The organism is Companilactobacillus mindensis DSM 14500 (assembly GCF_001434275.1).
Classification (GTDB): Bacteria; Bacillota; Bacilli; order Lactobacillales; family Lactobacillaceae; genus Companilactobacillus; species Companilactobacillus mindensis.
In genome coordinates, this window is the sequence record NZ_AZEZ01000022.1 from 22,590 (window position 1) to 47,332 (window position 24,743).

The following is a 24,743-nucleotide window of genomic DNA, read 5'->3' on the forward strand; positions in this document are numbered from 1 at the left end:
AGAACAATGTCCTCCTTTTTATCAATATATTAATATACTGAAACTTGTCTCTTGTCTCTGCCAAGTCTTTCGAACTTAACAACACCGTCTGTAAGTGCGAACAATGTATCGTCGCCACCGCGACCAACATTAGCACCTGGGTGAATCTTTGTACCACGTTGTCTGTAAATGATTGAGCCAGCAGTGATAGCTTGGCCATCAGCACGCTTAGCACCTAATCTACGACCTGCTGAGTTACGGCCGTTACTTGTTGATCCACCACCCTTATGGTGAGAGAAAAATTGTAAATTCATCTTAAGCATGAAGTTTACCTCCTAATCAAGATCTATCTTATTTTTTTGTACTTGAACTTCAATGTTTTTCGGATAACTTCCTTCGATATCTTTCAATATCCAAAAGAGATTATCCAATAACAAAGCAGTATCATGTGATATAGCTTTGTCAAATTGGCAACCTAAATGACCACCATTGACCTCGTCCATAACGACTTGGGGAACGGCTTGAGTAAGCTTCTCCAGATTATTGATCGTTCCGATCGTCACTGCTGAAACAGCGGCACAAACTAAATCTTGACCGTAAGGTCCCGAGTCGGCATGTCCTTTGATCAGAAATGAATCGATCTTTTGCTCTGAATCTTGGTGAAAACTAGCCCTAATCATAATTAACCTTTGATACTATCGATAAGTACCTTTGTATATGGTTGACGGTGACCTGTCTTCTTGTGTGAATGCTTCTTAGGTTTGTACTTGTAAGTAACAACTTTCTTTTCCTTACCTTGCTTTTCAACCTTACCAGAAACACTAGCGCCTTCAACAACAGGGCTACCAATCTTAACAGTCTTGCCATCAGAAACTAAAATTACATCGTCAAATGTAACGGCGTCCCCTTCTTTGACATCAAGCTTTTCAATATAAATAGAAGCATTTTCTTCAACTTTATATTGCTTACCACCAGTTTTAATAATTGCGTACATAAGCGTACACTCCCTTCTAAGACTCGCCAATTAGGTGCACTAAGCTTAAACCTAATTTTGAGCGGTTGTAGATGCAATAGTGATTGCAACTTATAAAATATAGCAAATTTTGTAGTTATTTTCAACTCTTATTGGAAATTTTTTTGTTTTTTCCAACGACTTTCGTTAGTGAAAGATAGCCTAATAATATAAAGCTAAATAAATTTGCCAATAATGAAATTATCCCGATCCAATCATATTGGGTATGGATCTCGACAATACTTTTGCCTGGATTAGTTTGTAACTCGATCGTCCCACGTTTAGATTTTGTTGTCCTTACGTTTTCATTATTCAGCTGAATTTTATAGCCACTGTATTTTTGAACGGGAATATCCATCGTTGCCGACTGTGGATCGTAATATTGGATCCAATAATCATTAGCTTTAGTGTAATAAGAAACAGATGCTTTTTTATTATTGACTAAGAATTGATTTTGACCCTCAACCGCCCGGTCATGGTAGTTGATGACATACTTTTGATAATTGATCTTTGAAGCAGAAGTTATTCTTTGTTCCGCATGGATCTGATCAGCTTGGTTATAGATCAAAAAGCTCATCCCACCGATCGTTGCGACCATCAAGAGCAGTTTTAATATTCCTGGTCCCTCTTGGAAGATCAAGATAACGATGCGACTGACAATGATTGCTAAAAATAGATCAAGGATACTTTGAAATGCTGGAACCAACCGGCTCCAGTCGACCACTAAACTATCGGTTTTTACAAATAAGCTTATCGTCAACGGAATCATTTCCAACATGATCAATTTGTAGCTGAATTGACTGTTCATAAAAATAACGATCAGAACCAACACCGATAGAACCGCAATCCCTATCAGTAAAATTTGTTGAATCTGAGACAAGTGCAACTGATCAAACCATTTTACATAATTGAAATTATTTCTAGGATTTTGTTGCAATTTACCTTGCAACAACTTGGTACCTAAAGGAACCAAAAATCCTATTGTCGTCAAAACTACTAAACCAAACGTCTTCAATAAGCTCAATGACAATCGGCCCCAATAGCTCCAGTGGTGCGAAATGCCTTTAAAGATCATCAAAATAATCCACGGTACCAAAGTCAAAAGCACGCCCACTGCCATATATGGCGACGTCCAGATGATCAAAGACATCCCCCAAGCTAAATTGTACCAACGCTGATTTTTCAAAATTTGATAAATTCCATAGTAGACCATCGGTAAAAAAATCAATACTAAGTAATTTTCCAAACGCTGGATTTGAAAAACTTGTACAAAGCGATTCAAAGACAATGTGTAGATCAATGAGAAAAGTAACGACTCCAACGTATCGTGAGAAAATCGGTTCATATAAACGTAAGCACTAACAAAGGTCAAGAAAGTGATCAGCGTTAAATAAATGCTGAAGCCATAAGTCACATTACTATTTACGAAAATCGTTCCCGACAAAATCGTCAGCCAAGGACTGAACAAATTGATCTGACTACCCGAATGATTCCAATAATTAAAGTTGATCGGCGAAGTAAAAACATTTGTCAAACTCTGCAAATGGGCAATATTGAAGATCATCGTATCGCCGAATTCGGCTTTTTGAAAAAACATAACTGTATAAAAAACACTTAAAAGTAAAAAGATCGACCCTAAAATGGTCCCTTTCCATGAACGATTCGACATGGGTAACTCCTTTTAAAAAAAATCTCATTTTAAATTATACTAAAAAAAGGATTGTGCAAACTGTTTTCAGCACAATCCTTTGATAATATTCATATATTCAACTTTACTACGCTAAAGTAGTCATAACTAATCGTCCTAATACTAAGAAGAAAAAGACGGCGGCAAAAACTATCTTGCCTTGTCTAAGATTTAGTTTCGTAAAGATTCTCGTTATTAAGATCAAAGCAATAACTAGACTGACTCCGATTAAAATCCCCATCAGATTACTAATGATTGCTTGTTGCGTCAAAAATGCCGCTAAAACATCTATCAGAATGAAAGCAATTGTAATAACAAACGCAAACTTTCTTTTCAAATCGTCCACCTCTAAAATCCTAAGCATTACAAAAAATGCTTAAACTCTAAGCACAACGGCTACATTGTAAATTTAATTTATATTCTTTGCAAGACGTTTTTTTATTTATATGCCAGAATCATTAATACATCAACATTTATTTTTTTATAATTTATATGTTTGCCATGGTAAATTATCGGGATAACGTTGATTTATGACTGAAATACTTTTGAGATCATCTGGATCCAATTCCAAAGCTAAACGGTCGTCGTCGAACAAAGTCCACTCATATTTGATTTCTTCAACATAAGGCTTACCACTGACAATAAATTCACGTAACAGTTCCAAAAGATACTGACGATTTTTTCGATAATCGATGTTCAATTCTTCTTCAGGCGTATTTAAATATTCCACGATTCCACCGTGTCGACCTGACAAGACATTACTTAGATTGCAATAAACTTCAGCATCGGTATTTTTAGCAAGCAGTTCCGCCATTCTTCTAGCTGGTAGAACGTACATTGCTAGACCCATTATTTTAACAAAATCGTTTTTAGAGTACGTATCGTTCAATAAGGTTTGCTTTAAAATCTGGCTATTTTCACCGAAGAGATCCGTCATCACAGTATCTTCTAAATCACCGATATTTTTGCTCTTCAAAGTTTCCAACTCATTATTAGCAGCCGAGATGATCGATTTAAAATGCGTTCTTTTAGCACGTTGAAGCAATTTTTCTTGCCAATCAGCGGAAATCAAATCGTCGTCGATCACTGGACCAAACCAATTCGTAGGAATATGGTCATCCAAGCTGCGTTCTTGCACTAATTGCAAGCCATCATCAGTCAAATTGAACAAGTCTTGCGTTGCTTTGATGTTATTGTCTTGGCAAATTCGAGCCGCAACTTTTTCAGCCGTCTGCATATCCCGAATGGTCTGGACACCGCCTGAAAACAAGATGACCTTTTGAATCCGATCCAAAATGGCCGAGTTGGACGCCATCAAAGCGGAAATCGATTTGGCTCCAGCCGATAAACCAGCTAAGGTAATGTTTTCAACATCGCCACCAAAGCTTTGAGCATTGTCGATCACCCATTGAATGGCCATCAACTGATCCGAGAGACCGACATTCGTATCGCCGCCTTGAATCTTTCCCCAACCAAAGAGTCCTAAGCGGTAGTTAGGAACGACATGAACGATCGATTCGTGATCCAGCCACGACATCTGTTTACTATAATTTCCACCCTTCAAGAATCCACCACCGTAAAATTCAATCACAATTGGATACTTACCTTCGACATCCGGCGTACAAATGTCCAAGTTCAAACAATTTTCACCAAAAGCAACTTTTTCATTTTGTTGATCCAGCGCTCCGTTTTGCATTGGCTGAATTCCATGATGAACAGCATAGTGCAATTTATTAACTTCATTAGATCCAAATTTTGCAATTGAGAATTCTTCCGCTCGTTTAAATCTACGGCCGTATCCGTAAGGAACACCCAAAAAATCAACGTGCGTATGATCCACGATTCCATGATACGTGCCTGTAGTTGTTTTCATTATCTTCTTCATTTAAAAATAAAACCCCAATGAACAAAATATCAATTTAGTTAATATTCTAAACTAATAATATTAATGTACAAGAATTTCATGTAACCATTTTTATTAGAAACTTATATGAAAATATTCATATTTTTCCTTGTCTACCAAAATAACATTGTATATAATTTCAAAGATATGTTTTTAAGGGAGAAAAATACATGGTATTAACAGATGCACAAAAACGTGCCAATGAAAAATGGCACAAAAACCACCGCGACCGCGCAAACTATATTGCTATGCGCTCGTCAGCACGCAGTTTCATTCGCAAAAAGTCGACTTTAGATGACCTCCAAGAACTTGAAGATATCATCAACAATCGTCGCAAGGAATTGATTCAACCCCAGTAATTTACTTAACTTTATCCCTAATAATATCGAAATAATAAAATTTATTTTTTAGATAAGACTTATTTATTTTTCAAATGTAATATTTCTGATATAATTCGTTTTAGATAAGGGGAAAGGAAGCCTTATCTAAAGCAATATGTCCAAATCACGATGACATTAAAAGCTGTATCATTTTTCGGAGATGAAGATCATGAAATTAATCAAATGGATCAAATCATTATTTAAAACCGAAAGAATTGACTCTTCCACACAAGATAGAGAGATCCTTGCTGAACTTGAAGGAGAGAACAGAGCCTTCATTTATGGCAAGTAAAGTCATTTATTTAGTAAATTATTATTAGGGGTGGTTCACTTATTTATAAGTGGACCTTTTATTTTGCCTAAATTAAGATTTTTTTTAATATATATCAAATTTTACATTGACAGAAACCATCACGTTTAACTATAATAATAAAAGTGATGTCACAGTGGCTCAGTTGGATAGAGCAACGGTCTTCTAAACCGTAGGTCGTGAGTTCGAATCTCACCTGTGACATTTTTTTATACCTTTAAGTCGTTAGAGATTTTTCTCTAGCGACTTTTTTTATTGTTTTAAATTAATTAAAATATTTTTTAATTTAGGCGTTGCATGTTTAATAACTTTTATCTATAATAGTACGAGTGATGTCACAGTGGCTCAGTTGGATAGAGCAACGGTCTTCTAAACCGTAGGTCGTGAGTTCGAATCTCACCTGTGACATAATAAAAAATACCGCTAAGCGTAATTTACGTTTGGTGGTATTTTTTTTGTACTATTTTACATTGCCGGTACAGCCATTACATCTGTATCAACAATTCCAAATTGCCGGCGCATCTTGGACTCGATCCGCTCTCCTAGCAAATAACTATCTCTAACTTCCATATGCGGATCGACGCCGATAATAATATCCAACGTCACGACATTGCCATTGTAATGAGCATTTAGTTCTTCAACTTCTTTGACTTCAGGAAACTCTTCGATCGACTGCTTAAATTGACCCTCAACTTCAGGGTCAATTTAAGCAGCCAGATTCAAACTGCTTTCGCGAAAAATTTTGATACCCGATACCAGAATAAAGAGGCCTACAACGATACTAGCCGCTCCGTCTAACCAAGCAATCTTAAACCAGAGAGCCCCACCGATAGCAACTAGCGTTCCTAAACTGGTCATGGCGTCACTCAAACTATCTTGGGCTGCTGCCGTCAAAGCCGCATTGTGCAATTTTCGCCCAGCACGAAGATTTTGATACCAAACCACTAACATAATGACCATCGCAACTCCTGCTCCTAGCATGGTGATCGGTTGTGGCACTGCCTGAGAATTCTGATTCAAAAGACTTTTTAAGCCGGAAAACATAATATTTAACGAAATAGCGATCATGATCAAACCAGTGATCAGCGTGAAGACTGTCTCGTAATGAAATCTAGTCAGCTGCAATCGCTGTCCATTTTGTTGAGAATCCTCTGGTAAAGGCTCTCCCATCAGATCATCGTCGTCAATATCACGGGCAATAAAAATACCGATCAACAACAAAACCGCTGAAATTATTCCTGACAAGTTATTCAAAGCATCGGCCCGCAAAGTTTGCGAATGTCCAATCATGGCTAAATAAAATTCAACTACTGAAATCACCAAATACGCTGCGACATTGAACCATAAATGATGTTGGGCACTGTGTAATTTTTGTAATTCTTCAGTCTGTGTCCTCTTCCAAACCGCTTGTTCAGCTTCCCGATGTTCCTGCATAGTCTTACCTTCTTTTGATGTGGTTCAAAGTCAATCTTAGACCATCTTGCCTGCAAATGGCATCAAAAAAGCCTCTTCCTTACCGGGAAGAGACCTTTTTTATCGTTGAGGATAGAATGCAGCCTTCGCTGCTCATTTAATATATCATTTTAAGTTCAATCATTGAGCAATTTAAAGAACACGTAAAGGAACTGTATTCTAAATTACAAACTCATGAAAAAATGATTATTTTTATTCTACAGACCCAACTGCAATAGTTTGTTCATTGCTTCTTCAATTGTCTTACCGCATGCAGAAACCCGAGTGTTTTTCTTATCAAATACGGTAAACAATTGACTCTTGTTATCTAAAGTCACTTTATATCTCATATTGCCTACCTCCTCTTTATTTGATTATTAATTCTACACGCTTTTAATAAAAATGCAATAGAAACAAACTATTTTATTTTTATTGTTTATAATCGTTCGTTGGCATATTTTTCTGTTTCCCAGTAGTCTCGGTTAAATATATATATTGTGTACCCTATCAACTATTTTAGGCTCGGCTAAATTATTTCTCTTAGAAGTTTTAAAGTAGGCATTTTGTCATCAACCCTTAATAATGTCATCAATCAGTAATATACTTGTAATCAATTTTTCATAACGAGATATATCATTATATTTAAATACATTTATTTATAATATTTTCAAATTCATAAATAAGGTTCGGAAATTACCCATTTTTACACTAAAACAGCTTGAAATTGTTTCATAAAACAAAAAAAGCATGGCCACTGGCCACACTTTTGCGCAATTTTTAGAAGAATAGATCTTTACATGCTCGTAAGTCAATCCACCTTGAATATAAATAATATATGGTGCACGCATTGGTCCATCACATGAGAATTCAATACTTGCACCCGAGACGAAAGTTCCGGCTGCCATAACTACTTGATCTTCGTAACCTGACATAGGACTTGGTTCCGGCGAAACATTGGAATCGATTGGTGAGAACTTTTGCACGAGATTAGCAAATTGGACCATCTTGTCGGGGTCGTTGAATTCAATCGTTTGGATCAAATCGGTGCGATCGTCATTCCACTTAGGTGAAACATTCAAACCGAGCTTTTCAAAGATAGCAGCTTCAAAAATTGCCCCTTTGATAGCATTTCCGGTCACTCTTGGAGCCAGGAAGAAACCTTGGAACATTTCAGCTTGACGGCCAATCGTAGCCCCTTCAGAAGCCCCAATTCCAGGAGCGGTCAAACGGTAGCTAGCTAATTCAACTAGATCTTTTTTACCGACGATATAACCACCGACTTTAGCCAAGCCACCACCAGCATTCTTGATCAATGAGCCGGCCATAAGATCAGCCCCTACTTCAGTAGGTTCGATTGTTTCGGAAAATTCACCGTAGCAGTTATCAACAAAAATAATTGCATCGGTAACTTCCTTAACATTCTTAATGATCTCAGCGATTTCTTTGACGGTCAAACTCTTTCTAGTTGAATAACCACGTGAACGTTGGATAGCAATAACTTTAGGATTCTGTTCTTTGATCTTTTTCTTCATCAGATCAAAATCAACTTTGTCGCCATCCATTTCGACATAATCAAAGCCAATCTTGTAATCGATCAAAGAACCCTTTTTGTTGCCAGCTGTTCCGATAACTTCTTGCATCGTATCGTAAGGTTCCCCTGTAACGTACAAAAGGTTGTCTCCTGGACGTAATAATCCAAATAAGGCTGTTGCTAATGTATGGGTACCAGAAACGAACTGTGGACGAACTAGAGCTGCTTCAGTCTTAAACACATCCGCATAGACTGCTTCTAGTTGATCACGGCCACGGTCATCATCACCATAGCCAGTCGTTCCCAACAAACTAGCTTCGTCGATACTCTCTTTTCTAAAGGCTTTTAGAACTTTATCTTGATTGTCCAAAACTTGTTCATCGATCTCAGCAAGTTTTGGTGCAATTTGTTCATCCGTCTCCTTAATAACTTCCTTCAATTTTTCTGGAAATGCTGCATCCCATTTAGTCATTTTGCCCTCCTACAAATTTAATGATATTTTCCTCAACTATATTTTGATAATTTTTATCATCACTAATATTATACCAATCTACGTCCATTTGATTACGGAAATAAGTAAATTGTCGTTTGGCAAAGTGACGAGAATTCTTTTTGATTTCATCCAAGCAGCTATCTAAACTCTGTTGACCTTCAAAATAAGGAAATAGTTCCTTGTAGCCAATGCCGTTCTTAGCTTGGGGAAAGACATCTCGATGGTCATAAACGTACTTGACTTCGTCTAATAAGCCCATCTCGACCATTTTGTCGACTCGATGGTTGATTCTTTCATAGAGTTTTTGACGTTCATCCGTCAAGCCTACTAAATAAAACTCAGCCCACTGTTGGCCATTGTTTTGATCGGTTATCGATCTTCCAGTCGTCCGTTTGACTTCGATTGCCCGAATCAAGCGCCTAGGGTTCTCAATATCGATTTTGGCAAAAGCTAAAGGATCTTCAGTCTGCAATATTTCTTGTAAACCTGAAACGCCTTTTTCTTGTTCTAGCGTCAATAATTCTTGGCGAACTTGATCGTCTCCGGTCGACTTGCCACCGAGATTCAAATTGTTGATCAACGAACTCAAGTAAAACCCAGTTCCACCGACAACCAGTGGCAATTTGTTGTGTTCGCTCAAATCAGTAATGATTGCTTTAGCCTTCTGTTGAAAATCTTTGACTGTATATCTTTGATCTGCCTCACAAATATCGACTAAATGATGCGGTACTTGTTTCAATTCTTCTGGACTATCTTTGGCTGTTCCGATATCTAACTTTTTATAGATCTGCATCGAATCGCCAGAAATAATCTCGCCGTTGAGCTTTTGAGCTAATTTCAAACCGAGGGCACTCTTGCCAACAGCGGTTGGTCCTACTATTGCAACAACTTTTATCAAAAAATCACCTCTCTTGGACAGTTTTTTATAGATATTTTGTAAGAAATACACCATAATGGGAATTAAAGACAGGAGGAATAGTATTATGGCAAAAAAACAAAAACATCTTCGTTTTGTTAAAGGATTCCTTGTTGGTTCATTAACAACAGCTACAGCAGTTTATGGTGCTTTGCACGCATTCAAGAAGACTGTCATCGAACCTGAAAATGAAGAAAACGATCGTATCGAATCAAACCGCAGACGTGCTAACCGTAAGAGCCTTCAAGCACACCAAGGTTAATCAACATTCTAATTATACAAAAAATGCTGTGTCAGAATTTATTCTGCACAGCATTTTTTTAGATTTTAGTAGTTTTCTTAGTTTTGCCTTCCCAATCGACAAAACGGTCTTCCAACCACTTAACATCAGTAAAGCCCCACTTCTTTTGCAACTTGAGAGCAGCACGAACGCACATATTCTTGTTGTCGCTGTATAAGTATACAGGTAGATCAGGTCTCAATTCGCCTTCATTATACTTCAATTGGGAATAAGGAAGACTTCTGGCACCTAAAATATGTTTAGAATCGAATTGATTCTTTTCTCTTAGATCAACGATTTGAGCTTTTCGCATCGTATCCTCAAAACTCTTTTGGTCCATTGCACCGCCCATTTGTCTACCTTTGAGCCAGTAATAAAGCCATGTACCAACCCAGTAGATCAAAAATCCAATTACAATAACGTACAAAACAGCATTTAAAACTTGCATCTATAAAAACCCCTAATCAACTTTAATCAATGAAGCAGCACCAATAACACCCGCACCATTACCAAGACTTGCAAGTCTTAGTTCTGTTGAATCCTTGATAGTAGCGAATTCGTTCTTACGCATTGCTTTATCAACCTTGTTGAGCAAGAAGTCACCAGCAGCTGAAACACCGCCACCGATAACAACGTACTTAGGATTCAATGTGTTAGCGATGTTACCTAGAACAAATCCAAGTGAATCACAAACATAATCGGCAACGATCATAGCAAGGTCATCATCTTTCTTAGCTAGGTCGAAAACGTCCTTAGCTGAGATATCTTGACCATCATCAAGCATGGCCTTCAATTCTGAAGTACCAGCGTATTCTGAGGCACGATCACGAGCAACACGAACGATACCAGTAGCTGAAGCGATTGTTTCTAGACAGCCACGTTTGCCACATGTACACATGAAGCCGTGAGGATCAACCGTAACGTGTCCGATTTCACCAGCAGCACCATTTTGACCTTGTAGCAATTGACCGTTAGCGATGATACCACCACCAACACCAGTACCTAATGTAACAAAGACAACATCGTTGGCATTGTTACCAGCACCTTGCCATCTTTCACCAAGAGCAGCAACGTTAGCATCATTTTCAATTGTAACAGGAAGACCTGTACCTTTTTCAATATCGCGAACAGGGTAAACTGAGTTAGTCCAGTTAAGGTTGTATGCACCCTTGATTGTTCCCTTTTCGTGATTGATCGTACCAGGTGAACCTAAACCGATTCCATCGAATTGGTCTGCAGTCATATCGTACATATCGATATGATGATTGATTGAATCAATAATATCAGGAATAATAAATTGTCCATCAGATAGAATATTTGTTTCAATACTCCATTTTTGTTGAATCTCACCATCTTCAGTAAGAATAGCAAATTTAATTGTTGTACCACCAAGGTCAACACCGATTAACTTTTTGTCTGTCACTTTGATCTGTCCTTTTCTTTCTTTTCTTCTATTCTGTGCTCCCGTTTTAAGACCATTTGAGCACTAATGAAAGTCTTTTTGTCGATCATCTTATCCTCGTACAAGCGCTTAACTTCAATAAACATCAACTCAATATCCCAGAGCCTTTTACCAAGGTGAATAAAAGTTCCATATCTTTTGAGTAATTGCTGTACATCATAGAGGGTTCTAAAGCTCATCATATTATCCATAAACTACCATACCCTTTACATACATATAATATGAAATAACGACAAATATTACTAGAGCCAGTATGCGAAACATCATTTTAGGACGACTGATTCTAGGAATTCCTAAAGCGTATCCCAACAATAGTCCGCCAACAGCACCACCTAAGTGGCCCCAAATATCGATACCAGTCATGGTCAGATCCATTATTAAATTAATAACAATCAATCCTAGAAAACTCTTGCCAAGTTCCGTCAAAAAGCGATTTTCACGATAGATCAAAGCTAAAGCTAGAAACGCCGCAAACATCCCAAACAATGACGTACTAGCACCAGCCGAAATCACGCTACTAGCCCCGAAGGCAAAGCTGGCTAAGTTTCCCATAATACCGCTTACTATATAAATAATGAAAAAACGCCAATGACCAATCATTGGCTCCAATATTTGACCAACATATAACAGTGTAAACACATTCATAAAAATATGGAAGATGCCAATGTGTAAAAATATTGGTGTAATCAAGCGCCACCATTGACCCATTTGGATCAACTCATTGGTTTTGGCACCCAATCGAACTAAAACATTGATATTTTGCGAGCCGCCAATTAACGTTTCGACTAGAAAAACGCCAATCGTAACGGCCAACAATGACCAAGTCACATACGCTTTACTCTGTCTATTGATTATCTGCATCTTGTTCTTCCTTTGATACGATGATCTTATCGATCGGCTTATCTAGCACATATACCGGCCAAGGCGTTTCTTCGTAGTATTGTTTAGATAATGCTAAGGAGATTGTCTTGGTTGGATACTTAGCTAAATAGCGGTCAAAATACCCAGCTCCAAAGCCAAGACGATTATTATCTTGCGAATAAGCTAGTCCCGGAACGATCATGAGTTCTGGCGGATCTAAGAGATTATTGTCGTACTCTTTGGGTTCTCTGACGCCAAAGGAATTCTCTTCCAATTCGGAATCCTTCGTGTAGCGAACAAAAGTCATCGAATAATCAGCAAAGGTCTTAGGAATATAAACTTCTTTTCCCATTTCAAAACACTGATTGATAATTGGGAAGGTTGGAATCTCGTCATTCATACTCAACGTGATCCCAACACTAGCGGCTTTTTGAAAATCAGGATCATTAAATAGTTGAAAATAAAGATCATTGATTTCCTTTTGAGCTTTATCGGATTTCATAAATTTACTTACGATGTCGATCTGCTTTTTTCTAAAGCTTACCTTATCCAACTAAATCACTCCTTAGTAAAAAAAAACAACAGGGATTTTATCCTGTTGTTTATTTTGTTTCGCGGTGCAATGTAACAGTGCGTTCGCGTGGACAATATTTCTTAAGTTCTAGGCGATCAGGATTGTTACGCTTGCTTTTGTTTGTTAGGTATGTACGTTCATGACATGAAGTACATTCCAGTGTAATATTTACTCTCATATTGGAATATCCTTTCATAATTCTTAACTAAATTCAACTAATTAAATATATCATTTTTTTGCATAATTTAAAAGGCCAAATTCGCATTAGATTCAACTCTTTAAGTTCGATACCATTATAGCACCTGAAAACATCATTATTAATCGATATGATGTTTTCTTAATCTCAAAGGCAATCACAAATAAGAAAAAACAGTCTCAAAGACTTCAAAATTTCTCACGTATAATAGCTTATCATTTATTAGTCGCAGGTGCCAGTTATACAGGCTTTACATTTAAAATAATCACTCAAAAAATACCACCTGATTCACATTTGAAATCAGATGGTATTTTAAATTAATATTCAAAAGTTAAACGAGTTGCACAACCCCAACTTCCTGCGTTTTGCTACATCTCCCAAAGCACTCGCAAAATCGGCGAGCAATTCGTAAGATTAGGCAAATACTCAGAAGTTAACCGGAGTTGCTGCACTCTCTATTTTTGACCTGTCATCTTGTAATAGTCAGTATAAATTTGATGTGCTAGCAAGTTAGGATAACTACCAGTCTCACTAGTCAAATTAGGGAATACAATCGCCATAGCCACGTTAGGATCATCATAAGGTCCAAAACTGACTAAACTGGTTGTAATCGTTTCTGGAGGATCAGTCGATGGATTATCAGGGTCATAGTAGAATGACTGAGCGGTACCAGTCTTAGCAGCAACTGCTGGTGAAAGATCGGCCAACTTAGTAGCTGTCGTCCAATAACCACTACCGTGAACAGCTTCGTACATACCCTTTTTAACTACGCCAAATTCATCCTTTGTTGCATTGATCGCATTCAAGACTGAAGGTTTTGTTACTGAGGTATAAGCGCCCTTAGTCCCATCATCTTTTGTCTTTTGAATCGATTGAACAACATAAGGCTTCAAACGATATCCGCCATTAGCGATGGTTGAAATGTATTGAGCCATTTCGATCAAAGTATAGGCATCGTAGTTTCCGTATGACAAATCCAGTGCAGAACCGGTCTTCAAGGCTCCGGTACTTGTTCTAGTTGAACCTTCAATACCAGTTGTTTCACCAGAAATATCGATACCAGTCTTAACACCCAAACCAAATTGATTAAAGTAACCACGTAAAGTTTGGAAAATGTCAGGATTCATGACCATTGATTCACTAGGAACGTAACTAGCGTGTCCTTCTTTCATAGCAAGTCGCATCATATAAATATTAGATGAGAACTGCAAAGCTTGAACAGCGCCTAAACTACTGAACGTACCAGCAGGATAAACAGATTTCTTAACTGGAGAACCTGGCAAGTAAATTGGTGTATCGTCTTGAGTATTGTTTTCAGGTGTAATGACACCGTCCATCAAGGCACCCATAACCGTAGCACCCTTAACCGCAGAACCCATAACGAAGGTCCGGTTAATAACGCCCAATGAATCTTCAGTCGTCTTACCTGTCTTAGGATTGTTGTGGATCCCGGCCATAGCCAAAACTGCACCAGTCTTAGGATTCATAACTACTGCATATGCACCATCGGAATATTGAGTGATTCCGGCCGCTTTAGCAGAATTATATTGTGTTTCCAAAGCGCTTTGAACTTTCTTTTGGAACGCAGAGTCAATTGTTAAGTTAAGATTGCCACCCTTTTGACCTTTATAAAGGATAGTACTCTTCTTGATCTGATTATTAGCACCAACTTGTACTTGGCGTTGACTCTTGGTACCAGAAAGGATCGATTCGTAATTCTTCTCTAGATAACTTGTACCCACACGGTCATTACGTGAATAACCTGAAGCTAACATTGAATTGATCTCATCATCAGGAATACCTTGTTGCTCGGTCGAAACGCCACCGATAATACTTGCAATGGATTTTCCTTGTGGATAGTCACGATTCCAGTTGCTACCGATACTGATACCTGGCAACTCTGTCAAATGTTCACTGACTTCAGCAATTTCTCTAGCAGTCAAGTCTTTATCTTTCAAGAAGACTGTTGAGAGTGAATAAGCTGCACTCATTTTCTTAAACAAAGTAGCTCGTTGCAAATCTTTTTGATTCAAATGAATTCCTTGTTGTTCAACGTATTTGACCTCATTAGTATAGATCTTCGCACTGGACAACGCATCGCCATTAGAATCAACACGATAGGATTTAGGCATCTGCTTAGCAACTTTAGCTGACTTATTAGGCGCAGCCAAAATATAATCAGCTTGGTCACGCTTCGTCAAATCTGTCACTTCAACATTCATGTATTTAGTCAATCTATTTGCAATCGTATAAATATCACTCGACTTCACACTGCCACTCTTAGTATAAGTGACGGCATTTGCAGTCGAATTGCCAACCAAAAGTCTACCCTTCGAATCATAGATCATCCCACGTGGTACACTGCCTGTCATTACTGTCTTATCTGTTCGATCAACTTCAGCTTGGAACTTACCGCCATAAACGATCTGTAAATAGTCAAGTTGAGCGACTAACATTGCGAATAGAACAAAGACAATAAAAAAAAGCAGGTTTAGACGAAATGGAATAGTAGACTTCGCTTGACTACCTGTTCTTTTCTTTATTATATCCAGTATTCTTCTCATATTTATCCTTCAAAAAAACGAACGCTTATTCATTCGATTTAAAAATATACTTAGGTCCGTCGAGGTCAGGATCATATTCAACTAACAAGTCATATCTGGCAAAAAACCACGTATCACTGTCAGTAATATAATATGTCACGCCGTCGATCACCGTACTCGACACTGGATCAACTGGTTTTTCCTTACGCATAGCAATTGAAAAGCCTTCATGAACCATTGTTTTTCCGTAAACCTTACCATAAAAATGTACACCATCACCGGGTACTAAGTCCAACTCTTCTTTGAACCATTGATCTGCTTTTTCAGTCAATTCAATCTTCATGACGCCCACCTCAATTATTTAATTAAGATAAACATAGCAGAAAACATGACTATTCAGCAACTGCCACGTCTTTGACGATTACATCGTAACTGCCAACTGGTGTTTCGATTGTTACAGTGTCGCCAGTGTGTTTACCGATCAATGCCTTAGCGATTGGTGACTCGTTAGAAATCTTGCCGCTGTCAGGATCTGATTCAGAAGCTCCAACGATTGTATATACGTCAGGTTCCTCACCATCTTCTTGAACAGTAACTTTTTTACCGATTGAAATTTCATCGTCAGCAACGTCATCAGCATCGATAACTTTAGCATATTGGATTTGTTCAATATGACTAGCAATTTTTGATTCGATTACACTTTGTTCATCTTTAGCAGATGTATATTCAGAATTTTCTGAAAGATCGCCGTAGCTTCTTGCAATCTTGATACGATTGATAACTTCAGGACGATCAACTTTCTTCAAGTGTTCTAATTCTTCTTCCAGCTTCTTCTTACCTGCTGCTGTCATTGGATAACTTCTATCTGCCATTTTTATAACTTCCTTTTTAAAATTCAATATTTATTCTAATTTCAAAATGTCATCTAATCAAGTTTGACTAGATGACATTTATTAACTATATACAATTATACATTATTGACCAAGTGACGAACTTTTATTTTCGTGTTCATCAAGTGTATGTGAATAATATACCTTACCAGTCTTCAAGTTGGCAACAAAGTATAGATAATTTTGATCCCGATCGCTCGGATTCAAAGTAGCTTCAATCGATTGCAAACTTGGTGTGTTGAATGGTCCAGGTCCATAACCCGCATTCTTATACAAGTTATAAGGAGACTTAACCGCTGTATCCTTGTTTGTAAGATGTGTCTTATGGGTATTCAAAGCATACATAACGGAAATATCTGATTGAATCGGAATATTGATTGCAATCCGGTTATAGAATACGCCGGCAATCTTCTTACGATCAGTATTAGTTACACCTTCACGTTCAACCAATGAAGCCAATGTTAAGACTTGTTGAACAGTGTAGCCTTTTTCTTTGATCGTAGAATAGTAAGGTTGCAATTCTTCATTTTCCTTTTCAACCATTTGTGTTACAAGCTCTTTGAGCGTTAGACCTTTGTAAACACTGTAAGTAGCTGGGAAAAGATAACCTTCCAAGTGATATCTGACATTCTTCTTAGCCATTGATGAATCGAGTAATTCTGGATACTTCTTTTGAAGTCCCTTTAGGAACGATTCATTCTTCATTAATTTCAAGAAATCAGATTTCTTAAAGTTAGTTGACTTTTGAATTTGATCGCCAATCTGATCGATCGTTACACCTTCACGGACTAATACTGAGTTAGTTGCTGTACCACTTGTATTTGGCTCGGCACTACCGCCTTTTTGCAACTGTTTAACAATAGAACTCATGTCCATTGACTGTTTAAAAGTATAGTAGCCGGCTTGGAAATCATTGTAATTCTGTGCTTTGATATAAAGATTAAAGACGCTGGCACTCTTGATGATCTTATCTTTTTCAAGCGTTTTAGCGATATCCTTGCTAGAAGAACCGATTGGAATCTTAACAACAACATCTTCTTTATTATTTGCATTATATGGTTGCAATGAACTATTCACATAATTGAAGCCAATAACCGCCACAACAACTGCTAAAACAGCAATCACACCAACGATCCAATACGCAATATGATTTGCGACGGAACGCTCCTCAGCCCGACTCCTCATTTTACCAGTTGATTCTTGACGCAATGCTTCCTTTTTATCATCCTTTTGGCTCAAGATGCAGCCTCCCAAGTTAATTTATTAGAATTATACCATTAGTTTTGAAGTAATCAGTTAATTTCTTTTATTTGTATAGGAATACCTTTATATCAAGGATATAAAGGTACAAATACAGTTATGACACTAAGGTTGACTTTACAACTTTGACATACCAATTGTTACACTATAAAAATTTATAGTGCAACCTCTGATACTTTGCCACAATGCACGATATTATACACCCCAACACTTAGTTTATAAATACACTTTACTAACAAGTGTTTCAACAATCTTACTCCATTGCCAAATTATCATGACACTTAATAATAATATAATAACCAACTGTGAAACAATCCTTTTATTGAATATCTTTAGATTCTTTTTATCAGTTCTAATGTTCTTATTTGGCCATTTAGATAAACTTTATATTTTCTAATTACTATCTATATATTATCACAGACCACTTATCTCAAAAGTGAATTTGAAAGATTGATTTTTTTCGTTTAACTAAGAAAACCTCTGATCCTAAATAAAGAATCAGGGGTTTTCTCATATTAGTGTTCATGTTTAAAGGTTAAACGGTTTAAAACACTCTCTATTCAAAACGAGTTACTCAAACCAACTTTCTGCGTTTTGCTACATCCCACAAATCACTTGCAAAATCGGCAATCAATTCGTGCGATTAGGCAAATACTCAAAAGTTAACCGGTTTGAAACACTCTCTATCTAATTTCAACATTGAATTTCTTGACCAAACTATCTTTAACAACAGTGAAGGATTTTTCAACTTCTTCATCTGTCAAAGTATCATTAGGGTTCAAGAATACTAAGTGATAGCCGAGTGACTTGTGATTGGCGGCGATGTTCTTGCCTTGATAAACATCAAAGATATTAACATCCTTCAAGTACTTGCCACCATTAGCAAAGATATCGTTAACGATTTGACCATTTTCAACATCTTTATCGACCAAGATAGCAAGGTCACGGCTGATTGCTGGATACTTAGGTGCAGCTTGTGCTTTGACGTTCTTCTTATTCAAGTCGAACAAAAGATCGACGTTGAGTTCGAAGACATAAGTATCACTGACGTTGTGGGCTTTTTGATAATTAGGGTGCAATTTACCAACGAAACCGATCACTTGGCCATTTGCCAAAATCTTTGCAGTTTGGCCTGGGTGCATGTTCTTGTAGTCTTTAGTAGCTTCAAAAGTGAATTCAGCATCAGCATTGACGAATGAAAGCAATTCTTCAACAATACCTTTTACATAATAGAAATCTGCTGGTTGAGCAGTTGTGTTCCATGAGTCAGCAACAACATTTCCGCTGACGGCACCGGAAAGATAAGTGATCTCATCAGGACGTTCTTTGCCAGTAGCTCTGGAGAAGATACGGGCGTGTTCAAAAATTTGTAGATCATCGTTTTTACGAGCTTGGTTGTAAGCAACATTTCTAACTAAACCAGGAACTAAACTGTTTCTTAGATATTCGTGATCTTCAGTCATTGGGTGCAACAACTTAGTGTATTCACTGTCGATGACATTGAAATCTTCAACTTCTTGTTTACTCAACAATGAGAAGTTGATCACTTCGTCCATTCCTTCACCAAGTAAGATGTCACGTAATTTATTAGCTAATTCACGTTTAGGACTGTAGCCACCCTTAGTTTCCATACCAGCTGGCAAAGTATTTGGTAAGTTAGCATAGCCGTAGATACGGTTAACTTCCTCCACAAGGTCAGCTTCAATAGCCATATCCCAACGTCTTGTAGGGATAGTTACTGTAATATCATCCCCTGCAACAGCCACGTCAAAGCCTAAGCGATCCAAGATCTTTGTGATCTCATCAGTAGCAAGATGTAAGCCCATCAAATGGTTGATATGTGAAATACTCCCTTTGATGATGGTTGGTTCAGCTTTAGTAAAGTTACCGGTAATTGTCTCTGAAATAGATGCAACATCGCTATCTTGGTCGACCAATTGAGCTGCACGCATCAAAGCTTCAGTTACGATACCATTGTCAACGCCCTTTTCAAAACGATTTGAGTCGTCGCCACGAAGGTCGTGTCTTTGAGCAGCTTTACGGACAGAAGCTCCGTTGAATACTCCCGCTTCCAAGATAACATTCTTAGTGTTTTCATCAACAGCAGCCACGTCACTTGTCTGTACACCAGCTAGACCTAAAATTTGGTCACCAGCAGTGATAATCAAGTCGTTTGCATCGAGAACCTTGTCTTCGTCAGCTAAATGCAATTTGTCGCCATTGTGAGCTAACTTAACGACCAATTTCTTAGCAGCCAATTTATCAGCATCGTAAGCTTGGATAGGTTGACCATATTCGATCATTGTATAGTTGGCTGCATCCACAACACTGTTGACGGGACGAATACCTTGATTCCAAAGTCTTCTTTGCATCCACAAAGGACTCTTAGCGACTTTGACACCGTTGATCTCACGCAACAAATAATCTGGAACAAGTTGCTTTTCTTCTACATCCGCAGTGATATCAGAATCAGAAGTTACCTTAGCATCGTCTAGTTCAGGTTTGGTAAAGCTTGGTTTCTCATCATAAGTAGCACCGATTTCCCAAGCAGCTCCACGCATACCCAAAGTATCAGCACGATTAGGTGTGATATCGATATCGATCATTTGTTCCTTTAGGCCTAACAAGTCATAGACAGCTTGACCTGGTTTTTGAGGTTCGTCAAAGACGTAGATGCCATTTTCAAATTCTTCTGGCATATATTTAGCAGGAACACCGACTTCATCCAAACCACAGATCATACCGTTAGATTCTTGTCCACGCAATTTTCCACGTTTGATCTTAACGCCATTTGGCAAATGAGCGCCGTGCAAAGCAACGATCACATATTGATCTGCTGCAGCGTTTGGAGCGCCACAGACAATTTGAATATCTTCTGATTCGCCAACATCGACTTGGCAAACTTTCAAGTGATCTGAATCAGGATGTGGTGCGATACTTGTGATGTGTCCCACAACTAAGTTCGTCAACTCTTCACCCAATTTAACTGGACTAGATTCGATCCCAGTTAACGAGATCTTATCAGCCATTTCTTCAACTGTGTGTGTGACAGGAATATATTCTTTTAACCAATTAACAGAAATCTTCATTATTTTAATTTACTCCTTTGAATTGTTCTAGGAATCTAACATCGTTCAAGTAGAAATCACGAATATCGTTAACTCCGTATTTAAGCATTGCAAAACGTTCTGGTCCAAGACCAAAAGCCATACCACTGTATTCATTAGGGTCGATGCCTGACATCTTCAAAACGTTTGGATGTGTAAGACCAGCACCTAATACTTCGATCCAGCCAGTATACTTACAAATTCGGCAACCTTGCCCGCCACAGTTGAAACATGAAACGTCAACTTCAACGGATGGTTCAGTAAATGGGAAGTAACTTGGACGGAAGCGGATCTCACGGTCAGGTCCAAAGACGTGACGGCACAAAGCATCCAAAGTACCTTTTAGATCGGCCATAGAAATGTTTTTATCAACAACTAGACCTTCAATTTGGTGGAATTGGTGTGAGTGAGTAGCGTCATCATCATCACGACGGTAAACGACACCCGGTGAGATCATTTTCAAAGGACCCTTAGTAAAGTCATGAGCTTCCATGTCACGGCCTTCTTGAGCAGAAGTTTGCGTTCTCATCAACAACTCATCTGACAAGTAGAAAGTATCTTGCATATCACGTGCAGGGTGATCCTTAGGGATGTTCAATCTTTCAAAGTTGTAGTGATCTTCTTCAACTTCATAGCCACCAGCAACTTCATAACCCAAGCCAATGAAGAATTGTTCAATATCTTCGATCGTTTGATTCAAGATGTGTTTAGTACCTTGAACTTGCTTAGTAGCTGGCAAAGTTACATCGATAGTTTCATCTTCAAGCTTTTTAGCAACAAGCTTTTCATTCAATTCGACCATTTTTTCTTCGATAGCAGCTTGAATATCTTTTTTAACGTTGTTAGCTAACGTACCGATCTCAGGACGTTCTTCAGCGGGAACATCTTTCATTCCACGCAAGGCCTTTGTAATAGGACCCTTCTTACCTAACAAATTAACTCTTAGATCATTTAATTCTTGAAGTCTTTCAGCACGTTTGGCTTCATCAATACCGTTTTCTCTCAGGTTCTTTAAAGTATCATTTAATGACATGTTTTCCTCCTTGATGATCGACCTTGATTTACAAGATTCACTTGTTGACAAAAAACTCATTACTATAATTTGGTTCTTTCTATGGTTGTTTTACTTGCCGTCTTCCATGAAATTTTGTTAGATGCTGGAACGCTGTGAGAGCAACTTTGAACCAATTCTATGAATTGTTTTAAAGCTTGTCTGGCTCTAACCTGGCAAAGTACGCCAGCTAAAAGCCTCCCACGGCTGAGCATCTAACAAAATTTCATTCCAGACTAAATATTTTTTATATTATGTAATTGCATTAAAACAACCATTCAATTTTTCCAGATGACCTATATATTTAAATAATTAGATATAACCGAAATTTAAGAAAGAATCATAATTTTGACATAATCACTTTTAAATAAATTACGCAAAAAAAGTCCCCATCCCAAAATAAGGGACGAGGACTCGCGGTACCACCCTAGTTCATGTTAAATAGACATGCACTCAAGTAGTTATATAGTAACTAGCTAAAAACTCAGAAAGTGAATTCGCCAATTCATTCATCAAGCCTTTTTCAGTCGATCGGCTCTTCCTGTCATGAATTTATTGGTTACTATTTTTCGTCAAAGTTTAATTATTATTTTGTATATGTTGATTATACAAAAACTAAAAACTTTCGCAAGTTTTAAAGTGATTGCAAACCGTACATCAAAACACCGGCAGCTACTGCTACATTAAGCGATTCGGCTTTTCCTAAGATAGGAATATAAATATTTTCATCACAGTTTACAAGTACATCTTTGCTGACACCGTGGGCTTCATTACCCATGATCAAAGCAAAGTTTTCAGTCTTAGGCAATTCATTATAAGGCTTAGCACTCTTGTTGACTTCTGAACCATAGATCTCCAATGATGAATCTTTGGCTAACTTCAAAGCCTTTTGAATATCCATGCGGTAAATTGGTAAGTGGAATTGGCTACCTTGCATTGAGCGTTGTACTTTTGGTTGATATGTATCAGCTGAGTTCAAGCTGGTAATGACACCGTTGTAACCTGCAGCATCAGCTGTTCTGACAATAGTTCCCACATTGCCGGGATCTTGTACGTCGTCTAAAATGACCCATTTGCCGTCTAAAGTTGGCATATCGGGAACATCTTGAACTTTAATAACTGCAAAGATTCCTTGGGGTGATTTTGTTTCAGATATTTCTTCAGAAACATCTTCGGAAATAGTTGTGGCAATATCGTAGTACTTTTTAACCAAACGGTCATCTGAGTAGTTCTCAGTTACGAAAAGCTTCTCGAATTTTTGGTCGTATTGATCGGCTTCACGGACTAGATGGAAACCTTCGATCAGGTAAGTTCCAGTCTTACGAATATTTTTAGTTGCTGACAATTTTTTCAATTGTTTGATTTCATCATTTTTCTTAGATTCGATATATTTCATATTGATCCATCCCTCTTGTTCTATAATATAAATATTAACACATTCGAGGATTTGAGGTGATTAGTTGTGAAACATCTTTCTATTAATGTCGATGGTTTAGTGCAAGGTGTCGGTTTTAGATACTCAACCTTTCAAGTGGCCCTCGAACTAGGGGTAACTGGCACGGTCGAAAACAATATCGACGGTTCAGTTTCGATTGAAGCCGAAGCTGATGAAAAAACACTCTATATTTTTTTAAATCGAGTAAAATCTTCCCCTTCACCCTTTGGAAAAGTAACCAAATTGGACTATACTTTTTCTGACGACTTGCAAGATTACAGGAAATTCACTGTAATTGGTTGAAACGTCAAATGAGTTAACGTATATTACTTTCTATACGAGTAAAAGGGTGGTTTATTAAGTGAATAAAAAATACGTCAAATATATATCGATACTGTCATTAGTATTGGTACTGACATTAGTTTTGACGGGGTGTGCAGCGCAGGGTTCAGCCGCTAACCTACACGCTCCAACTAGTGGGCCTTATGGATTTATCTATAAATGGCTGGGAATTCCGTTCCAAAAATTGATCCTCAAGACAGCTCAAGCTGTCGGCGGTACTAACGCCTATGCTTGGGGGATCGTGATCATTTCCTTCGTGGTTCGTTTGATTCTGGTTCCACTTTCATTGAATCAACAATACAAATCAACGACACAACAAGAAAAGATGCGTGCCGTACAGCCACAATTGAAATTGATCCAAGTTGCTCAAAAGAAAGCTCAAGGTCCTGACCAACAACAAAAGATCAGTGCTTTGATGATGGATGTTTATAAAAAGAATAATTTGAGTTTGACTGGTGGTATCGGTTGTTTGCCTTTACTACTTCAAATGCCTATCTTGATCGGTATTTATCAAGCCGTACAATATTCTAAACAAATTGGTGCCGCTACTTTCCTTTCAATTCCACTTGGTAAGCCAAGTATATTGATTGCCATCATTGCGACCGTCTTTTATTTGATCCAAGGTTGGATGTCACTACAAATCGTGGCTCCTGAACAGAGAAAACAAATGCAGATGATGATTTTGATGAGTCCGATGATGACTTTCTTCATTTCATTGATCTCAACTGCTGCTCTAGCACTTTACTTCTTAGTCGGTGGTGTCGTAATTTTGATCCAACAACTCATCACCAACTACGTCATTACGCCAAAGATCAGAAAGAGAACTGACGAAGAACTTGAGAAGAATCCGGTCAAAGTCGTTGTAACTCAAGAAATGCTCGACGATATTCTCAATGGATCTTCTAATAACAGTACTTCAACTGCTAATTCCAATACTAGTTCTAGTTCCGATTCTGCCAGTGAAGAACAACTTCACAAAACACTTCGTGAATTGAACCAAGGCAAGCAACAACGTAACAAGAAGAAATAATGAAATATGTTTAATTTTAAAAGATCTCTGATTCTCACATCGAATCAGA

General features: G+C 37.8%; 27 protein-coding genes, 2 tRNA genes, 1 pseudogene and 1 other annotated feature. Of the genes and pseudogenes, 6 read left to right on the forward strand and 24 right to left on the reverse strand.

The genetic code is table 11. The features are described from left to right. Positions 1-29: 29 nt before the first annotated feature. The 6 genes from rpmA to FD29_RS03000 all read right to left on the reverse strand — a co-directional run bounded on the left by rpmA (position 30) and on the right by FD29_RS03000 (position 4,551). The gene (gene rpmA, locus FD29_RS02975; RefSeq protein ID WP_057887485.1) at positions 30-302 is read right to left on the reverse strand and encodes a 50S ribosomal protein L27; all 273 of its coding nucleotides are present in this window, start codon (positions 300-302) and stop codon (positions 30-32) included. 12 nt (positions 303-314) lie between these two features. Continuing rightward, positions 315-659 carry a ribosomal-processing cysteine protease Prp gene (locus FD29_RS02980; RefSeq protein ID WP_057887486.1) on the reverse strand — a complete coding sequence of 115 codons (345 nt, stop codon included), beginning with the start codon at positions 657-659 and terminating at the stop codon, positions 315-317. A 2-nt stretch (positions 660-661) separates the two neighbouring features. Next, a complete protein-coding gene (gene rplU / locus FD29_RS02985; RefSeq protein ID WP_057887487.1) occupies positions 662-973 on the reverse strand; it encodes a 50S ribosomal protein L21 in 312 nt (103 codons plus the stop codon). Between the two features lie 9 nt (positions 974-982). Beyond that, positions 983-1,050 (reverse strand) — a sequence feature (ribosomal protein L21 leader region). 44 nt (positions 1,051-1,094) lie between these two features. Then, positions 1,095-2,660: a glycosyltransferase family protein gene (locus FD29_RS02990; protein ID WP_057887488.1), complete on the reverse strand. Its 1,566-nt coding sequence runs from the start codon at positions 2,658-2,660 to the stop codon at positions 1,095-1,097. Between the two features lie 106 nt (positions 2,661-2,766). Next, positions 2,767-3,015: a hypothetical protein gene (locus tag FD29_RS02995; protein WP_057887489.1), complete on the reverse strand. Its 249-nt coding sequence runs from the start codon at positions 3,013-3,015 to the stop codon at positions 2,767-2,769. Between the two features lie 144 nt (positions 3,016-3,159). Then, positions 3,160-4,551 (reverse strand): carboxylesterase family protein, encoded by a 1,392-nt coding sequence (locus FD29_RS03000; RefSeq protein WP_162253415.1) that lies wholly within the window; start codon positions 4,549-4,551, stop codon positions 3,160-3,162. Positions 4,552-4,751: 200 nt separating this feature from the next. On the opposite strand from FD29_RS03000, the gene FD29_RS03005 reads away from it, so the two are divergent. The 3 genes from FD29_RS03005 to FD29_RS03015 all read left to right on the forward strand — a co-directional run bounded on the left by FD29_RS03005 (position 4,752) and on the right by FD29_RS03015 (position 5,679). Next, a complete protein-coding gene (locus tag FD29_RS03005) occupies positions 4,752-4,940 on the forward strand; it encodes a hypothetical protein (protein WP_057887491.1) in 189 nt (62 codons plus the stop codon). Between the two features lie 461 nt (positions 4,941-5,401). Then, positions 5,402-5,475, forward strand: a tRNA-Arg gene (locus FD29_RS03010). A gap of 130 nt (positions 5,476-5,605) precedes the next feature. After that, positions 5,606-5,679, forward strand: a tRNA-Arg gene (locus FD29_RS03015). A 57-nt stretch (positions 5,680-5,736) separates the two neighbouring features. Here FD29_RS03015 and FD29_RS11825 read toward each other — a convergent pair. The 5 genes and pseudogenes from FD29_RS11825 to miaA form a co-directional block, all read right to left on the reverse strand. Then, a complete protein-coding gene (locus tag FD29_RS11825; RefSeq protein WP_371862708.1) occupies positions 5,737-5,976 on the reverse strand; it encodes a cation transporter dimerization domain-containing protein in 240 nt (79 codons plus the stop codon). Beyond that, positions 5,977-6,705: a cation diffusion facilitator family transporter gene (locus FD29_RS03020; RefSeq protein WP_371862706.1), complete on the reverse strand. Its 729-nt coding sequence runs from the start codon at positions 6,703-6,705 to the stop codon at positions 5,977-5,979. It abuts the gene before it with no gap. A gap of 236 nt (positions 6,706-6,941) precedes the next feature. Next, entirely contained in the window at positions 6,942-7,073 is a 132-nt protein-coding gene (locus FD29_RS11725) for a hypothetical protein (RefSeq protein WP_268871997.1), read from the reverse strand. Between the two features lie 438 nt (positions 7,074-7,511). Next, positions 7,512-8,726, reverse strand: a pseudogene (locus FD29_RS03025) (methionine gamma-lyase family protein); the annotation flags it as partial. Next, positions 8,719-9,645, reverse strand: a complete 927-nt coding sequence (miaA, locus tag FD29_RS03030; protein WP_057887492.1) for a tRNA (adenosine(37)-N6)-dimethylallyltransferase MiaA — start codon at positions 9,643-9,645, stop codon at positions 8,719-8,721. The gene miaA and the pseudogene FD29_RS03025, both read right to left, overlap by 8 nt. 85 nt (positions 9,646-9,730) lie before the next feature. On the opposite strand from miaA, the gene FD29_RS03035 reads away from it, so the two are divergent. Then, positions 9,731-9,925: a DUF3042 family protein gene (locus tag FD29_RS03035; protein WP_057887493.1), complete on the forward strand. Its 195-nt coding sequence runs from the start codon at positions 9,731-9,733 to the stop codon at positions 9,923-9,925. Between the two features lie 58 nt (positions 9,926-9,983). On the opposite strand, the gene FD29_RS03040 is transcribed toward FD29_RS03035, so the two are convergent. The 13 genes from FD29_RS03040 to FD29_RS03095 form a co-directional block, all read right to left on the reverse strand. Continuing rightward, entirely contained in the window at positions 9,984-10,391 is a 408-nt protein-coding gene (locus FD29_RS03040; protein ID WP_057887494.1) for a rhodanese-like domain-containing protein, read from the reverse strand. A 12-nt stretch (positions 10,392-10,403) separates the two neighbouring features. Next, positions 10,404-11,366: an ROK family glucokinase gene (locus FD29_RS03045; RefSeq protein ID WP_057887495.1), complete on the reverse strand. Its 963-nt coding sequence runs from the start codon at positions 11,364-11,366 to the stop codon at positions 10,404-10,406. Then, positions 11,363-11,596, reverse strand: a complete 234-nt coding sequence (locus FD29_RS03050; protein ID WP_083477752.1) for a YqgQ family protein — start codon at positions 11,594-11,596, stop codon at positions 11,363-11,365. The genes FD29_RS03045 and FD29_RS03050 overlap by 4 nt, the downstream gene beginning before the upstream one ends. After that, complete coding sequence (locus FD29_RS03055; RefSeq protein ID WP_057887496.1) at positions 11,589-12,266, reverse strand: rhomboid family intramembrane serine protease; 678 nt, start codon at positions 12,264-12,266, stop codon at positions 11,589-11,591. The genes FD29_RS03050 and FD29_RS03055 overlap by 8 nt, the downstream gene beginning before the upstream one ends. Then, on the reverse strand, positions 12,250-12,819 hold the full coding sequence (locus tag FD29_RS03060) for a 5-formyltetrahydrofolate cyclo-ligase (RefSeq protein WP_057887497.1): 570 nt from the start codon (positions 12,817-12,819) through the stop codon (positions 12,250-12,252). Before FD29_RS03060 ends, FD29_RS03055 begins: the two co-directional genes overlap by 17 nt. 49 nt (positions 12,820-12,868) lie before the next feature. Next, positions 12,869-13,018 carry a 50S ribosomal protein L33 gene (rpmG, locus tag FD29_RS11210; protein WP_083477753.1) on the reverse strand — a complete coding sequence of 50 codons (150 nt, stop codon included), beginning with the start codon at positions 13,016-13,018 and terminating at the stop codon, positions 12,869-12,871. Positions 13,019-13,491: 473 nt separating this feature from the next. Continuing rightward, the gene (locus FD29_RS03065) at positions 13,492-15,588 is read right to left on the reverse strand and encodes a peptidoglycan D,D-transpeptidase FtsI family protein (RefSeq protein ID WP_371862707.1); all 2,097 of its coding nucleotides are present in this window, start codon (positions 15,586-15,588) and stop codon (positions 13,492-13,494) included. Between the two features lie 37 nt (positions 15,589-15,625). After that, positions 15,626-15,922 carry a HesB/YadR/YfhF family protein gene (locus FD29_RS03070; protein WP_057887499.1) on the reverse strand — a complete coding sequence of 99 codons (297 nt, stop codon included), beginning with the start codon at positions 15,920-15,922 and terminating at the stop codon, positions 15,626-15,628. Positions 15,923-15,971: 49 nt separating this feature from the next. After that, positions 15,972-16,451 (reverse strand): transcription elongation factor GreA, encoded by a 480-nt coding sequence (gene greA, locus FD29_RS03075; protein WP_057887500.1) that lies wholly within the window; start codon positions 16,449-16,451, stop codon positions 15,972-15,974. A 102-nt stretch (positions 16,452-16,553) separates the two neighbouring features. Beyond that, the gene (mltG, locus tag FD29_RS03080) at positions 16,554-17,654 is read right to left on the reverse strand and encodes an endolytic transglycosylase MltG (protein WP_057887512.1); all 1,101 of its coding nucleotides are present in this window, start codon (positions 17,652-17,654) and stop codon (positions 16,554-16,556) included. A 758-nt stretch (positions 17,655-18,412) separates the two neighbouring features. Beyond that, positions 18,413-20,818 (reverse strand): phenylalanine--tRNA ligase subunit beta, encoded by a 2,406-nt coding sequence (gene pheT / locus FD29_RS03085; protein WP_057887501.1) that lies wholly within the window; start codon positions 20,816-20,818, stop codon positions 18,413-18,415. A 4-nt stretch (positions 20,819-20,822) separates the two neighbouring features. After that, positions 20,823-21,869 carry a phenylalanine--tRNA ligase subunit alpha gene (gene pheS / locus FD29_RS03090; protein ID WP_057887502.1) on the reverse strand — a complete coding sequence of 349 codons (1,047 nt, stop codon included), beginning with the start codon at positions 21,867-21,869 and terminating at the stop codon, positions 20,823-20,825. Positions 21,870-22,521: 652 nt separating this feature from the next. Next, the gene (locus FD29_RS03095; RefSeq protein WP_057887503.1) at positions 22,522-23,283 is read right to left on the reverse strand and encodes a TrmH family RNA methyltransferase; all 762 of its coding nucleotides are present in this window, start codon (positions 23,281-23,283) and stop codon (positions 22,522-22,524) included. A 66-nt stretch (positions 23,284-23,349) separates the two neighbouring features. On the opposite strand from FD29_RS03095, the gene FD29_RS03100 reads away from it, so the two are divergent. Next, entirely contained in the window at positions 23,350-23,625 is a 276-nt protein-coding gene (locus FD29_RS03100) for an acylphosphatase (RefSeq protein WP_057887504.1), read from the forward strand. Between the two features lie 58 nt (positions 23,626-23,683). Then, positions 23,684-24,694 carry a membrane protein insertase YidC gene (gene yidC, locus FD29_RS03105; protein WP_057887505.1) on the forward strand — a complete coding sequence of 337 codons (1,011 nt, stop codon included), beginning with the start codon at positions 23,684-23,686 and terminating at the stop codon, positions 24,692-24,694. Positions 24,695-24,743 lie beyond the last annotated feature (49 nt).